The organism is Streptomyces sp. NPDC030893 (genome assembly GCF_055571535.1).
Genome location: NZ_JBVIFC010000003.1, coordinates 468,666 through 484,069 on the forward strand (window position 1 = coordinate 468,666; position 15,404 = coordinate 484,069).

A 15,404-nucleotide genomic window follows, 5' to 3' on the forward strand; every position below is an offset into this window, starting at 1 on the left:
AGCCCATGACCTCGCACTACCCTGCAGAACACCCGGATCCACCCCGCGCCCGGGTGGACGGATACGAGGCCCCGCCCGCACGCGTCCCAGACGTCTCCTGCACACCGGCACCGACGCGCTGCACCCGATCAGTCCTGGCCCACTGTCGCCTGCGGTACAAGGCCCGGCGGTGAGGCCCTTCGCGCCCCAGGACCGGGTCCTGGTCTCCCCGCGCTATCTGGCGGGAGCGGGCATCGACCGGCTCGCCGATGCGATCGGCCCGCTGGTCCACCTCTTCGGCTGGCCGAGCGAGCACGATCGCGCAAGCGGACGCATCAGCGTTCACAGCCCCGACGGCAGCCTGTTCGTCAACTTCAACTCCCGGCATACCCACGGCCACTGGTGGTCCCTCGCGCACCACGAGCCGTACTGGGAAGCCCGCTTCACCCGGCAGACCCCGATCGAGGCCATCGCCGCCGTCACCCAGGCTCTGCCCCAGCTGCTCGGCGACGACCGGCACATCGACCGGATCCCGCTCACCACCACCCCCCTCGCGCAGATCGCCGAACTGAACCACTGGCACCGCGAGGACGACACGTTCGCCTCGCCCGACGGCCACTGCCACCTGCAGCACACTCCGGCGGAAGACACCCCGTGGCGCTTCCGGCACCACGTGTACGACGGCTTCAACACCCACTGGGACGCCTCCTTCACCCAGGACAGCCCCGAGCGGCTCGTCGCCCAGTTCTTCACCCACCTCGCGACGACCACCCCGGTCGAGCGCACCTTCCGTGACGTCCCCTATCTCGTGCAGAACCTGGACGACGCGCTCATCACCCCCGTGCACCGAGCCGCCGTGAACCCACACGTCCACCACGCCGGCGCCCAGCTCGGCCGCGTCGTACACCGCCGCTGACACCGGCCTAACCGAAACCCGTCATCCCCAGCTGAACGAGCCGACTGGGCCGGCCGAGCACCTCCTGCTCCTCGCCGGCTACTTCACCCGGCACAACGACGCCCTGACTCGGCTGCACGTACACGTCCGTTGCCGCGAGCGCACTGCCATTTCTCCCGGCCTGCACTTCCGAATCCCTTGGACCACCGTGTCACTCCTGGACATCCCCGACGTATTCATCGGGTCCACCGACGACGGCCACACCTTCGTCATCCTCAACCGCCCCATCCGCGACGCCGACCGGCTGCTCACCGACGCCGGCTTCCTCCCTCGTGAACACCACGGCCGCAGGCTCCACCTGCTGCCTCCAGGCATCGCGCAGGACGTACACGAGCGCGCCGGCGTGGCGATGTACGGGCTCTTGGCCCACACCCACGACCTCGTCGACCTTTCCTGGACCACCCGCTGGAGTCCCGACCAGCCGGCAGGCGGCCCAAACCTGCACTTCCAGGTCAGGGACGGCAGGGTTGCCGTGACTGCCTCGACCACCGCCGCCCGGTTGCTGCTGGAGCAACACGGCTTCGTCCCCACAGCAGACGGCGCGTCCTACCGCACTCGGGACGGGCTGGACGAGCGCCAACTGCTCAGCGCCGTCACCGCTCAGCGCGCGTGTCCACCTGGGCATCCCCACACCAGCCGACATCCCCGCCAGCACCCGCCGCCGCTCAGCTCCCGCCACCGGTCCACGAATCACACCATCGGCCCCTCGCCGCACCCGCTGACCACCCCAACGCATCCGGCACCGCCATCCGAGGAGCTTCCACGTCCGACACCCCCACCGTGCATGATCTCGCCCGTGCCCTCGCCGACCAGCTCCACCCCGGTGCCGCTCCCCGGGACGTGACCGTCAACTTCGGCGCCCGCCGGCAAGCCCCCATCGAGTACCGCAGCCGCGGTCGGGGCGGGCCCGTGACGGTCTACGCCCAAGCACTGCACGCCGCCCTCTACGGCCTTCCCACGCCCGACGAGTCGCTGCCCACCGCCCTGGACGCGCTTCTGCAAGCCACACACACCGCGACCGCCCCGGAACAGAAAACCGCCGTCCTGCGGCAGGTCGCCGAGCAGCTGCGCAACGCCGCCGAGATCATCCAGCGCTACCAGTACCGAACCCAGTGGGACCGGTTCCCCACCGATGTCGCCGAGCAGCTCGCTACTGCTCACGACCAGGCCCAGCAGATCGCCCAGGCCCTCGACCGCGTGGCCCCCGCCTTCAGCCACCAGCCCACCACGGACACCACGCCCCGTGCCCGGGCCGCCCACGGCCAGAGCGCCACCATCCTCGCAACCTCCCCGCCTTCACCGGCCCCACGCCACCGCTGACCTGCCGCGACAGCGCCCTCCGAGAAAGACATCTCCTGGCCACCACCGACTCCCTCCAAGCTCTCCTCGCCCAACCCCGCTGCGCGCTCGGCGTGTTCGTCCCCGCCGGACTGCATCCGGCCCGCGCCGAGCATCATCAGCTCGACCAGATCGCCCGAGCCGGCGCCGACCTGTTCGAGATCGGCCTCGCCCACCATGACGCCGGCCTCGACGGGCCCATCATCCAAGCCGCCTACCGCCGCGCTCTGAGCCGCGGGCACCTCCTCACCCGCGCCCTGCGCGGGATCGAGCACGCCGCTGGCCTTCGGCCGACCGTCGTTATGACCTACTGGGACCCCGTCAGCCGGCACGGCCCCGAACGCCTGGCCCGGCTGCTCGCTGACGCGGGTGCCGCCGGCGCCATGGTCGTCGACCTGCCCGACGACCAGGCAGAGCGCTGGCAGGCCGCAGCGAAGGCCACGAACCTCTCCACCCCACGCCTCGTCCCCCGCCACCTCACTGACACCGGCCTCGCCACCGTGGCCGCCGGCGCATCGGGATGGCTCTACGCACCCGCCAGCACCGCCCCCACCGGCTACCGCGGCCCGCTCGACGTGCCCGCTCTCGCCGACTTCACGACACGCCTGCGCGCCGCGAGTCCCCTGCCCGTCGTATCGGGCGTGGGGATCTCCACCCCGGCCCTCGCGGAACGCGTTGCGCCACTGGTGGACGCCGTCGTCATCGGCACCCCCGTCGTCCGCGCCCTGATGACCGCCCCCGAGCAGGCCCCGGCACTCACTACCGCGTTCGCCCAAACCCTGAACCCGCACGCCACCACGGAGACCCGTGCCTGACCCCGCCGACCCGGCCCCGGTCCTCGCCCGCATCTCGTCCGACGCGGCCTCGCTGCACCAGGCCCTGCATTTCCTGCCCGCCGAACGAGGCGCATCCGCATCCACACTGGCCGCGCGCCTCACTGACGCCCATGACCTCGCCGGCACCGCTTTGCGGCTGTTTCTCACCCTCAGCCGCCAGACGACGCGGCCCTCCCCTCCGGACCTGCTGCTCCTTCACCGCGTCGCGCAGATCGCCAAGGCCGCCCAGGACGCCGCCGCCGAACTGACGGCTGCTCTTGCCCGCGCCGTGGAGAACCAGCGCCGCCAGGCCGCCGCCACATCACGGCGGGTGGTTCTGATCGGGCCGACACCGCAGCAGTTCATCGAGTCGGCCACCGACCTCGTCGACCGCATCCCCGCCCTCTGCGACGCCGTATCCCGCGACCGGCCGCAATCCCTCTGCCGCTGACGCGACCGCGATTCGAGTACTCCCTCCCCTTTCCCTAAACCCAGGACAGACCATTTCAGATCAGCCCCGATTCCGCGCCCTCTCCCTCGGTGCGGGAGTTCAATCCAGCACGCTCCTTGCCCTGTCAGCCGAGGGCATTCTCCCCAGGGTCGACTATGCGATTTTCGCCGACACCGGATGGGAACCCGAAGCGGTTTATGCACACCTTGACCGCCTGGAAGAAGAGATAGCCGCCCCCGCCGGGATACCCGTACTGCGCGTGTCGGCCGGAAATATCCGAGACGACGCCCTGAACCCGGATCACCGGTTCGCCTCCATGCCGCTCCACATCCTCAATCAGGACGGGCGACCTGGGATGACCCGGCGGCAGTGCACCGGCGAGTATAAGGTCAAGCCAATCAAGCAGAAGGTCCGCGAACTGCTCGGCTACCCCTATCCGGCACGCATCCCAAAGGGCGTTTTCGTCGAGCAGTGGGTAGGAATCTCCACGGATGAATTCCACCGCGCGAAAGACGCGGACGTCAAGTACATGCGTAACCGGCATCCCCTTCTGGACATGTCCTGGAGCAGGGCCGACTGTGCGCGCTACCTGACTTCCCTCGGTCTCGCCGATACCCCGAAATCGAGTTGCCTGGGATGCCCGTTCCATGGAAATGCGCAGTGGCGGCATATCAGGGACACATCTCCGTCCGAGTGGGCGGACGTCGTCGAATTCGACACGGCCATCCGGCAGGGCAACGCCCGCGCCAACGCCACCGGCAACAGACTGCTCGGCGAGGCGTTCCTGCACCGCTCCCGCGTCCCGCTCAGCGAAGCCCCCATCGATCACGTCACCGCCGCCGAGCGGGCCGCCCTGCGGATCAGCGCGGACGAGGCCGACGTCCTGGAGAACGGTGTCGAGGACGGCTGCTCGCCCTGGGCGTGCCGGGGCGACGCCGACGCGCTGACGCAGGACGACTTCGGGCTGGCCACGTGATACTCGACCTCTTCGCGGGGCCGGGCGGCTGGAGCAGGGCACTGCACGTCCTGGGCGTGCGCGACGTCGGCCTGGAATGGGACCCGTGGGCATGTAAGACCCGTGCTGCGGCGGGGCAGTTGACCATCCGGTGCGACGTGGCGAGGTATCCGGCCTGGCCGTTCCTCGGCCGCACCCGCGGTGTGATCGCTTCGCCGCCGTGTCAGGCATGGAGCATGGCCGGCAAGCGCCTCGGTCTTCTCGACCAGCCGCTGGTGCACGCGGCGGTCGAAGACCTGGCCGCCGGGCGCGACACCCGCGAGCGCCTCCTCACCGCCTGCCGCGACGAGCGCTCCCTGCTCGCCGCCGAGCCGATGCGCTACCTGCACGCGCTGAACGCGGTCGGCGAGCCCGACTGGGTGGCCATGGAGGAAGTACCGGACGTGCTGCCCTTGTGGAAGCAGTACGCGGCCGTCCTGCGCGGGTGGGGGTTCTCCGTCTGGTACGGGATCCTCAACGCCGCCGACTTCGGCGTCCCGCAGACCAGAAAGCGGGCAATCCTTCTGGCCTCCCGCGTCCGCACGGCGCAGCCGCCCACGCCCACGCACGCCCAGCTCGCCGAGCCGGAATCGCTGTTCGGTCCGGGCCGTGCCCGCTGGGTCAGCATGGCCGAAGCCCTGGGATGGGGCGCGACCGACCGGCCCGTCCCCACCGTCTGTGCAGGAGGTGGGCCTGGCGGCGGCCCCGAGCCGTTCCCGTCGGGCTCTCGCAAGACACTGTCCGACGCGCGGGAGCGCGGCACCTGGATGCCGCGGCCGGACGGGGTGGTTCTGCAGTCCCGCCGGGAAGGCGCGGGGTGGGCGGCCCGGCACGGCACGCGCGAGAATCGTGCGGCCGACGCTCCGGCGCCCACGTTCACCGCCGAGGCGCACCGCTGGTCCTGGTCCCTGCGCAGCAACAACCAGGCCAACGCCACCGTCCGGTCCATCCAGGAGCCGGCTGGCACGCTGTTCTTCGGGCACCGCGCCAACGAGTGCACCTGGGTCGCCGAACCCGCCACACCCTCGGCCACGGACACCGATGCGTCGGCCGTTCCCGAGCCGATCCGGATCACCGCCCGCGAGGCGGGCCTCCTGCAGACCTTTCCCGCCGACTACCCCTGGGCCGGGAACAAGGGCCAGCAGTTCTCCCAGATCGGCAACGCCGTTCCCCCGCTGCTCGCCGGCCACCTCCTCGCCCCGCACCTCGGCGTCACCCTCGACCCCGACGACTTCACCCTCGCCGCCTGATGCCCCACACCCCCGAACCCGACGAAGACGACCTTGACGCCGTCCCACCGCCCCAGCCGGTGTTCCACGTCGAGCAGGCCCTCCTGGGGGCTCTCCTCCTCGACCCGCACCGCCTGGACGACGTGAACGGCATCGCCGCCGACTCGTTCTCCACCGCCGCGCACGCCGCCCTGTATGCCGCGATCAGCACCCTGCCGCGGCCCGATCCCGCCGAGCACGCGAAGAACACCACGTGGCTCGACCGCGTACTCGCCACCGCCCTGGAGGAGGCGCGCGGACTGACCGCCTCCTACCTGCACGCCCTCGTTCAGGTCTGCCCCTGGCCCCGCCACGCCCCCGCGTACGCCCGGATGGTCGAGGCCGAGCACGCCCGCCGTCGCCTGCTGACGGCCGCCGAACGCCTCGTCCACACCGTCCACGACGCCTCCCTCCCGCACCCCGTCCAGACAGCGCTCGCCGAGGCGGATGCACTTGCCGCGGTCGTGGACGACATCGCGAACCGCTTCCCCCCGCGCTCCGGTGTCCTTCCCCGCACCCCGGCACCTCCTCCCACCGCCGCCGACGACACCGAGGCGGTCGAGGAGGAGCAGCTCCTGCTCGCGACCGCCACCGCCCGCCCGGACGACATCGACGCCGTCCGGTGGCTGCTCCCCGACGACCTCACCCTGCCCCTGCACGCCGGCCTGTGGCAGTGCCTGACCACCCTCGCCCGCCGCGACGAGCCCATCGACCCCGTCACCGTCCTGTGGGAAGCCCAGCAGCGCGGCCTGCTCGACGACGGCCGTGAACCAGGCATGGTCCTGCGCATGCTGGCCGAACCCGCCGGATCCGTCGAGCACTGGGCCGAACGCGCCCTGCAGCGCTCCCTCCTAGCCACGGCCAAGCACACGGGTCGGCGCATCGAGGCGTACGCCGGCGACCCGGCGAACACCCCGTTCCAGCTCGTCGTCGGCGCCCGCCGCGCCCTCGCCGACATCGCCGCCATCCGCACACGCTGGCAGCACGCCACCCAAGCCACCCCGCCACAGCAGCGGCGGCCCGCGCCCACTATCCGCGCCGGCCCGCCGACCACCACGGCCGCACACGCCGCCCGGTCCACACGAGCAACCCGATAACCCTCGAGTACGCCGGTGGCCGGACCCAAGGGCCCGGCCACCGGCAGAACAGATGAGACCCCCATGTGGCTCCCGCCATCGGCGCCCATGTCCGCCTCGACACCCACCCCACGCACCCGAGCGCCGTAGTCCACCGCCACGCTCTGCCCGCACGTCGAGAGGCTCCTCCCACGATCGCAGACACGACACGTAGCGCAGCCCGCCACAAGGGGGCCGTCAGCGGCAGGCGATCACGCCGCTGCGTAGCTTGCCCGGAACAGGTCCTGCGCCCGCTTCACGTCCCGTGGGCTACGGAGCTGCACCTCCAGATCACCCGTGCCGTGGTGACCGAGACCGGACACGTCCCGGGTGAAGCCCGGAACGAGGTCGACGTCCTTCGGGTCGACCTTCAGGTAGACCAGCAGCTTGCTGCGCTGCGGCGGGCATAGGCAGGCGAAGTTCCGCAGCCGCTGATACGCCCGGTAGGTCTTACGCTCCACCCGGTTCACGCCTTCTCCGAGCCCGAGCAAGACCTCGTCGACCGCGCTCGCCAGCTCCGCCATCGATGCACCCTCGGCGCCGGCCGCTGCCCGGGCAACGGCCTGGCGCCGTGTCCGGCGGGCCATCTGTATGTCGCCGCTCACGGAGGCCACGGTCTCAAGCCCGAGCAGGTCGCTGCCGAAGAGTCGATAGAGGACCAGGTCGATCGTGCGTCGGTGCTCCCGCACGGCGTGGATGTCGTAGCGGGTGAAGTCGCCGGCGACGCAGATCAGGCGCGGGCTACTCCACAGGACCTGGGACGCGGCCGTCACCCCGAGCCGGGCGCGGACCAGGTGCTCGAACTCGGCACGATGGTCCATCAGCCACGAGAGGTAGAACAGCCCCTGGTTGATGACGCCAGCGTCGACACCGCGCTTGTACTCCACGATGACCGGAGAGCCGTTCTCGTCCAGCCCGAGCGAGTCGATCCGGCCCCCGTGCACCGGACCGGTGCTGTACTCGCTCGCCAGGAACCGGACGCCCAGCAGCGTCTCCATGTGCGCCTCGACAAGGCCCTGCACATCGGCCTCGATCTTAGCAAGATGCGGTATGACCTCGGTCATACCGCTATTCGTCGTGTCCGTGCGGAACAGCTTCAGGCCCGACACCTTCCCCTCCTCGGCTCGGAGATCACCAACGCCGACGTGGTGCGGGATTGTTTCCGCTAGAGCCTTCGGGGGCGTGAGGATAGTGTGAGACCCTACGTGCGGCCCGATCGGGGAGCGCTCGCGTCCCCCGGTCACCGGGAAGCCGCGTTTTCCCCATGTGTCCCCCGTGACCCGGGGGAGAGCACCCCGGAGGCTACGTTTACGCAGGTCAGCCCCCGTAGCTCAGTGGATAGAGCAGGCGCCTTCTAAACGCTTGGCCGCTGGCCCAAACCTTGCTCCTCGGGGCCGATCCCTTTTATCTCACCGCCACCACAGGTCGGACTCTGCGGGCGCTCCCGCTGAAGCTATAAGGGGCGCAGTCTCATAGCGCTCACTCCGGTACCGACCGCAAGTGATCATGGAGCGCGGGGCTTGTATCGCGCGAGTAGTTGCCTGATCCGTCCCCCTCCGAAGTGCGTCCCGGTAGCCTGCTACCTGCTGATCAGCAGGTAGGGAGACACATCAGTCATGTACGAGCGCGGGATGCGGGTACGGCTCCGAGATCGTTTGTGGGAGGTCGAGGCGGTCCGTGGCGCGGGCAGCGAGGCATTCCTCGATCTACGCCGGGCCGATGAGCGCCCTGGGCCACGCCACCTGACAGTACTTGCCAGCAAGGAGCCGACGATCAGCCTGGAGGCGGCCACACAGCTACGCTTCGAGCCAGGCAACGCCGTCCTGCTCAACGAACTTCATGACGCGCTGGCCCTCACCATGGCCCACGGCCGTGGAGACCTTCTGGCGGTCGAGCATGGCCGAATCGATGTGGAGCCCTACCAGCTAGTGCCAGTTCTCGTCGGCATGCGCCAGCCGCGCGTACGCCTGCTGGTCGCGGATGATGTCGGTCTGGGCAAAACCATCGAGGCCGGCCTCCTGCTGATGGAACTGGCCCGCCGTGGCCGCGCGGACCGCGTACTGATCGCCTCCCCGGCAGGACTCCAAGATCAGTGGGTCGAGGAGATGCGTTTCCGCTTCAACCTCGACTTCACCAAGGTCGACAGCAAGAAGTGGCTGGAGGTTCGCCGGGACAATCCGACCACGGTCAGCCCGTGGACCGCCATCCCTTACGCGGTGTCATCGATCGACTACCTGAAGAACAACATCGGTGCCATTCAAGCCGCGCCACCGTTCGACGTGGTGATCATCGACGAGGCCCACCATGTCGCCCGCGCCTATGCGGGGGAGGGCCGCTCCAGCGCCACCGACCGCAGCCGCCTGGCCCGCGCATTGGCCGACCACAGCCGAGAGCTGCTCCTGCTGTCGGCAACGCCGCACAACGGGTACCAGGAGTCGTTCGCTAGCCTGCTCCAGCTCCTGTCTCCGCACCTGGCCGCCGATGACGGGCGGCTGGATCCCGAGCTGGTCCAGCCGTACATCGTGCGCCGACTCAAGGACGACGTCACCCGCGGCGAACCGGCTCAGCCGATCAGCCGGCGCCTGCCGCCGCAGCCCATCGAGGTCCGCCCGACCAGCCGGGAGAAGGAGATCCACCAGCGGCTGCGCGGGCACAGCAAGCGCATGCTGACTGCCCTACGCGGCACCGACTCCTACTACGTGCAGGCATTCGCCCTGGAAGTGCTGCGCAAGCGCGCCCTATCCAGCCCCTATGCGCTCTTGCAGAGCCTGCGCCGTCGAGCGGAGAACCTCGGCATCCCGCCGGTCGATCGCACTGGTCGGCAGCGCATGGACGTACTGCAGCAATACCGCGGGGACACCGCACTGCCGGAAGCAGAACTGCGGGCCGCCGAGGAACTGGCGCTGGAGGGCGTAGCTGCCCACCTTCCGGAGGACCATCTGCGCGAGGAGCAGCGCCTGGTCGGCAGGCTCCTGGAGATGGTCGAGTCCCTCAGTCCCGGCGATGACAGCAAGCTCACCCGGCTGCAGGGTTGGCTGGAAGGCTTCCGTGCCGGGCGGCGCGGGGAGAGGGTCATCCTCTTCACGGAGTACCGCGACACCCTGGACTACCTGGAGAAAAACCTGGGCCACGGGCCGCTGCTACGGGTCGACGGCACCATCCCACTGGCGAAGCGACGTGAGGTACTGGAGCGGTTCGCCGCCACGCCTGGAGCTATCCTGCTGGCCACCGATGCCGCCGGAGAAGGTCTCAACCTGCAGGACGCCTGCCACGTAGTAGTCCACTACGAACTGCCCTGGAATCCAAACCGGTTGGAACAGCGCAACGGTCGTGTCGACCGCTACGGCCAGCCGCACGTTGTCGAGATCAGCTACCTCTATCTGGCCGAGACCCGTGATGAGGAAATCCTCCAACGGCTGCGCGACAAGCTCTCCACCATCACCAAGCAGCTCGGCTCCAGCAGCGACGTTCTGGGTGTGGCCGGCCGCAGCGACGTGATCGACGGTCTCCTGGAGGACATCGACGCTGCGGAACTGGAGCAGCGCCTGGAGCGGGCTGTCCAGCAGGTCCGTGACTATCTCGAGCGCAGCGGCGCCCTCGTGCTCATGCAGAGCATGAAGAACGAGAAACAGATTGAGGGCGAGACCACAGCCGCCCGCGAACAGGCTGGCTGGCTTCTGCCAGATTTCGACGAGTTCCGGCAACTGGTGGCCTCCGTGGTGAGGCAGTGCGGCGGCTCTGTCGTGGGCAATGGCGACATCGTGACCATCGAGCCCGGGCCTCTCCTCAAGCAGTACCCGCTCGTCCCCCAAGAGGCATTTCAAGCCACCTTCAGCCGCTCCGTCGCGCTCGAACCCGAGCACCACGGAATTGCCTTCCTCACGCCCGCCCACCCTCTGGTGCGGGCGGTCCTTCAGCGCGTCCGTACCCGCCTGTACGACGAGCGCGCCGCCAACCGCGTTGCTGTGCGCCCCGTGGTTGAGGGCCATGGCGGGTGGCTGTTCACCTACGTCGGCCGGATCACCTCCGACGACGGCCGTGTCCTGGAAGAGCCCTTGGTGCCCGTCTTCGTTCCTCGCAACGCGGACGGCACACCCGCCGCGCCCAGCCAGGACCCAACTACCGACCTGCGCCGCCTCCGCCAGCGCCCCGCGCCCTCCGGCAGCCTCGACATCATTGACAAGGCCCGTCAGGAGCTGGCTCTTGAATTCGACACCGCCGTCCTATGCGGGCAGCAAGAAGCCTCCCGCCGAATCGCCGTCCGCGCCGAAGCTCTGCGAGAACACTTGACTGCCCAATCCCAACGCCTACACGCCGACCTCGACCGCTGGCACGCCGCAGAACTGGCCGAGGCCGAGAGGCGCTTCACCGCAAGTGCCGGTGACAGCATCCAGCTCGGCCTCTTTGCCGACACCGGACATGGCGCTTTCCACACCGTCGACGAAGCCCGGGCCGCAGTCAATGACGAGTTCAACCGCCGCCGGAAAGCTCTAAGCCGCGGCTACCAGGTCGCCGATGTCAGCGCCGGTGAACCAGTCGGCTGCATCGTGTGCGTGGAGGTGCCCGGATGCTGAACATCACCGTCGCCGGCACCACCCTGTCCACGTACTACCTCTCTGACCCTGCGCTGTTCCTGCGCGAACAACGCGACCGGGTCGGAGCCGACGACGCCACAGAGGGCATCCGCCATGCCAGGCGTGAGCTGCGCCGCCTGGTCGCCGATATTGACGAGACCAGCACCCCCGGGGAAACCCGCAAGCGTATGCTCACCTGGCTCTCGTACTTCGGTTGGATCTTCACCGGCAGTCTCCCGGCTCTGGAGGAGCCCGTCGCCGGTCGCGCCAGTGCTCCCGATGGCAAACCCGGCATGACCGATCTCGTTTCCGTGCTCATCACCCCGCCCGGGCAACACCTGGACGCCTCCCCCACGGGCCGCCGCGCGGGCAAGCTTCGACCCCAGCGTCAGGCCGAAGTGTGCGCCCGCGAGCACAAGCTCCCTGCTGTCCTACTCAGCAACGGCAGCGAACTGCGAGTCATCCGACGAGACCCCGGGCTCGGCGGAGAAGCAAGCTATCTGTCAGTCGACCTCGCCGGCCTGGCCGAACTCGGTGACGAGCACGAGTGGCGCGTCCTGTGGGCACTGTTGCGGCCGGAAGCCTTCATCCCCGACCCAGCCGGCGAGATCCTGTGGAAGCTCATTGAGGACGCGAGCTCCGAGGCTGCCACCGCCGTCAGTGAAAACCTCTCCGGCGGCGTACGCACCGCCATCAGCGCCATCGCCAACGGCGCTCTCCACCACTGGCGGCAACACCGGCAGCCCATCCCCGAACCCCGCGACCTCTTTGCCGACGCCCTCAAAATCGCTTACCGCCTGCTGTTCGTCGCCTACGCAGAGGACCGCGGGCTCCTGCCTGTCGGCACTCCCTCCTACGACCGCGGCTACTCCCTGCGCGCCCTCCGGCGGGAGATCCTCACCGAGGCAGGCTGGGCGCCTGACGGCGGTCTTCTATGGAACTCTCTACGGGCGTCGTGGTCCCTGCTGCGTGACGGCGTCGATGCCGGCGAACTGCAGATCACTGGCTTCAACGGGGGCCTGTTCGACCCAGCCAAGTGCCCGCTGCTCGACAACCCGGCCATGACCATCGGCGACACCTTCATCCGAGACGCGATCGACGCCCTCTCTTGGACCGAGGCTGAACGCCCCACCAGCAAAACAGCCGCAGGACGACGAGCAGTCAACTACCGTGAGCTCGGCGTCGAACAGCTGGGCAGCATTTACGAGGGGCTGCTCTCGTTCGAGCCTCAGATCGCCAACTCTCCCAAGATCCTGGCCCGCATTGGACGAGGACAGTCGGCAATTGTGCAGGTACTCGACGCCGAGCAGCTGTCCGAGGGCGCTGAGACCCTAGAAACGTACGATCCCGGCACCTTCTACCTCTTCGAAGCCAGTGGTCAGCGCAAGGGCTCTGGTTCCTACTACACCGCCCGTCCGCTGGCTCACTTCGTTGTTGGCGAAACCCTCCGACCTCTGATCAAGGACGCCGCTCCCGAAGACATCCTCAACCTGCGGATCTGTGACCCTGCCATGGGATCAGGTGCCTTCCTCGTCCCGGCTGTGCATCAGTTGACCGAGGCTTACGGTGAAGCCCTGGCCCGGGAAGGCGAACTACTCGACCACAAATTGGACGACACCGAGCGCGCAGCCTATCGCCGCCTCATCGTCGAACGCTGCATCTACGGCGTCGACCTCAACCCGATGGCGGTCGAACTAGCCAAGGTCTCACTCTGGCTTACCACGGCCGCCGCCGGGAAACCCCTCTCCTTTCTGGACGCTCACCTACGCTGCGGCAATGCAGTGATTGGAGCCGAATTCGACAAGTGGGGAGGAGTTCCTCTCCCTGCCCAAGACGGCCGCACTCTGCGTGCCGCAGCAAAAATTGACATTCTCCAGGACTCTCTCTTCACGCTGGAGGAGCCAGATCTTACATCTCTCGTTCGTGTGCGTCGGGCCCTGGCAGAAATCCCCTCGGAAGATCGGCTAGAGGTCCGCGCCAAGGAAAAACGCTTTGAGAAGCTCCTGGATGGCAACGACTTCACCAGGCTTCAGTCCCTGGGCGACTGGTGGGTCGCTCCATTCTTCCTGGATGAGCTAAAGGGGAACAGCAGCCAGTGGCTTGCCGGGCACACCAGCATCAAATCAGGAGAATTGCTACGCCAAGACCTTGCAGGAATCCCCGCTAAGGTACGCTCGAACGTTCGACCATTCCACTGGGAAGTCGAATACCCTGAAGTATTCTACAACTCCAAGGGAAAGCGTCGGCCCGACGCCGGCTTCGACGCAATCATCGGAAACCCTCCCTGGGAAGGTGTCACCTTTAAGTCGGCCGAGTTCTACGGGCGATTCGATCCGTCGTACGCACTTCTCAAGAAGAAGGACGAGAAGCTCGCACGCCAGCGGGAGCTGGAACAGCAAAGCAATGTCGCAGCGGCCAAGAGCGACGCTGACAGACAACTCACCGGAGTCAAGACATTCATCAAGAGTTCCGGGGTTTACCGGATGCTCTACGGTCACGGTATCGCTTTTAACTACTACAGGACGTTCCTTGAGCGGGAACTCGCCTTGCTGGCCCCTCGCGGCCGACTGGGCCTGGTCATCGACTCCGGCGTCGTAAATGGAGCATCAACTGCAGAGCACCGCAAAGAGCTTCTAGATCATTGCACCGTTGACCACTTCGTTCTGTGTGACAATTCGAACGGAATCTTCCCAATCCACCGAAGTGAACAATTCCTTCTATTGGTGGCGGAAGCAGGGGGATCTACAGACCCACTACCGTTCACAAGCAACGTGTCGTCACTAGAGCATCTTCTTGACCTTGAAAATCGAACCCTCCCCATCTCTCGTAGCACCCTTGAAGCCATGGATCCAGAGACGCTCGCCGTCCCTGATGCGCGAGATCCACAACTCCTCTCGCTTTTGACGGCACTCTATGACTCAAGGCCAATGCTTCTGGACCATATGTCAGCCGGGAGTTGGCAGATCGATTGGGGACGGGAACTCAACATTCATGATGATCGACGCTCGTTCTCGACAGAAGGCAGCGGAATTCCACTCAGGGAAGGGAAGAATATCCATCAGTTCGTGCACGACTTCTCAACCCCGACGTACCGCCTCGTAGAACCTGACGGAGAAGAATCTCTGGTCGGGCGCGCAGTGAAGCGCGCAAAGCTAAAGAAGCGATCTCCCACCATTCCGCGACGGCGAGGAGAAACCTCACTGAGGAGCAGTGAGGTCCGGAAAGGCGCCCTGGAGATCCCTGCGGATCACTACCGCCTCTGCTTCCGGGAGACCGCCCGCGCCACAGATGAGCGCACGTTGATTGCTGCAATCATTCCCCCCGACACAGCCATCTCACATAAGCTGCATTTCTTCTACAGGTCGACGTTTGATCATACCGCGAATGGCTATCGCACCATTCTCAGCGCAGAAGCTATGGCCTATGTCGCTGGCTTGCTTAACAGTCTCGTAATCGACTTCGTCGTAAGACGCAAGGTTTCGAGCTCTGTCAGCAAAACGGTTATGTCAACAATCCCTGTCGCCGACGTTCCGCTAGATCGCGGCCCGGGCGCGGAAGTTGTTCGAATTTCCGCTCGGCTGACCTGCCGGGCATTCGAGTTCAACGAGTTGGCCGAAGTCCTTGAGGTTAACTGCGGACCTCTTTCCAAGGAGGACGAGTACCAGCTTCGGGCGGAGCTAGATGCACGGGTCGCACGCCTCTACGGATTGTCCGCGTCACAACTGGAGCTGATCCTGGCTGACTTCCGGCAGAGCGCGGACACCGAGGGCAGTCCTGTACGGCCCAGCGAGGAGTACAAAACGCTCGTCCGCGAGCACTTCGCGCGCTTGGCTGGCTGATCTTGACCGCCAGTGCGAGACGTGTTGTCAGTGACCGGCACTACGCTCGCTTCAAGACGTAGGCGGGCCTCCTCTG

The 15,404-nt window shown here is 67.3% G+C and carries 11 protein-coding genes; 9 read left to right on the forward strand and 2 right to left on the reverse strand.

From position 1 onward, the window contains the following. Nucleotides 1–169: 169 nt before the first annotated feature. Nucleotides 170–895 (forward strand): SPDY domain-containing protein, encoded by a 726-nt coding sequence (locus tag ACZ434_RS09835; RefSeq protein WP_468453616.1) that lies wholly within the window; start codon nucleotides 170–172, stop codon nucleotides 893–895. Nucleotides 896–1,085: 190 nt separating this feature from the next. On the opposite strand, the gene ACZ434_RS09840 is transcribed toward ACZ434_RS09835, so the two are convergent. Beyond that, nucleotides 1,086–1,451 (reverse strand): hypothetical protein, encoded by a 366-nt coding sequence (locus ACZ434_RS09840; RefSeq protein ID WP_468453618.1) that lies wholly within the window; start codon nucleotides 1,449–1,451, stop codon nucleotides 1,086–1,088. Between the two features lie 263 nt (nucleotides 1,452–1,714). On the opposite strand from ACZ434_RS09840, the gene ACZ434_RS09845 reads away from it, so the two are divergent. From ACZ434_RS09845 to ACZ434_RS09870, 6 genes are all read left to right on the forward strand, one after another. Next, complete coding sequence (locus ACZ434_RS09845; protein WP_468453620.1) at nucleotides 1,715–2,254, forward strand: hypothetical protein; 540 nt, start codon at nucleotides 1,715–1,717, stop codon at nucleotides 2,252–2,254. 92 nt (nucleotides 2,255–2,346) lie between these two features. Further along, entirely contained in the window at nucleotides 2,347–3,087 is a 741-nt protein-coding gene (gene trpA / locus ACZ434_RS09850) for a tryptophan synthase subunit alpha (RefSeq protein WP_185931335.1), read from the forward strand. Then, nucleotides 3,080–3,538 (forward strand): hypothetical protein, encoded by a 459-nt coding sequence (locus tag ACZ434_RS09855; protein WP_468453622.1) that lies wholly within the window; start codon nucleotides 3,080–3,082, stop codon nucleotides 3,536–3,538. Before trpA ends, ACZ434_RS09855 begins: the two co-directional genes overlap by 8 nt. A gap of 52 nt (nucleotides 3,539–3,590) precedes the next feature. Next, nucleotides 3,591–4,514 carry an adenine nucleotide alpha hydrolase family protein gene (locus tag ACZ434_RS09860; protein ID WP_332057139.1) on the forward strand — a complete coding sequence of 308 codons (924 nt, stop codon included), beginning with the start codon at nucleotides 3,591–3,593 and terminating at the stop codon, nucleotides 4,512–4,514. Next, nucleotides 4,511–5,782 carry a DNA cytosine methyltransferase gene (locus ACZ434_RS09865; RefSeq protein ID WP_439454002.1) on the forward strand — a complete coding sequence of 424 codons (1,272 nt, stop codon included), beginning with the start codon at nucleotides 4,511–4,513 and terminating at the stop codon, nucleotides 5,780–5,782. Before ACZ434_RS09860 ends, ACZ434_RS09865 begins: the two co-directional genes overlap by 4 nt. Then, on the forward strand, nucleotides 5,782–6,897 hold the full coding sequence (locus ACZ434_RS09870; protein WP_468453625.1) for a DnaB-like helicase N-terminal domain-containing protein: 1,116 nt from the start codon (nucleotides 5,782–5,784) through the stop codon (nucleotides 6,895–6,897). The genes ACZ434_RS09865 and ACZ434_RS09870 overlap by 1 nt, the downstream gene beginning before the upstream one ends. 230 nt (nucleotides 6,898–7,127) lie before the next feature. On the opposite strand, the gene ACZ434_RS09875 is transcribed toward ACZ434_RS09870, so the two are convergent. Beyond that, nucleotides 7,128–8,024: a DUF5655 domain-containing protein gene (locus tag ACZ434_RS09875; protein WP_468453627.1), complete on the reverse strand. Its 897-nt coding sequence runs from the start codon at nucleotides 8,022–8,024 to the stop codon at nucleotides 7,128–7,130. Between the two features lie 507 nt (nucleotides 8,025–8,531). On the opposite strand from ACZ434_RS09875, the gene ACZ434_RS09880 reads away from it, so the two are divergent. Both ACZ434_RS09880 and ACZ434_RS09885 read left to right on the forward strand, forming a co-directional pair. After that, nucleotides 8,532–11,489: a helicase-related protein gene (locus ACZ434_RS09880; protein ID WP_468453629.1), complete on the forward strand. Its 2,958-nt coding sequence runs from the start codon at nucleotides 8,532–8,534 to the stop codon at nucleotides 11,487–11,489. Further along, nucleotides 11,483–15,328, forward strand: coding sequence for an Eco57I restriction-modification methylase domain-containing protein (locus ACZ434_RS09885; RefSeq protein WP_468453631.1), 3,846 nt, complete (start codon nucleotides 11,483–11,485; stop codon nucleotides 15,326–15,328). The genes ACZ434_RS09880 and ACZ434_RS09885 overlap by 7 nt, the downstream gene beginning before the upstream one ends. Nucleotides 15,329–15,404: the final 76 nt, after the last annotated feature.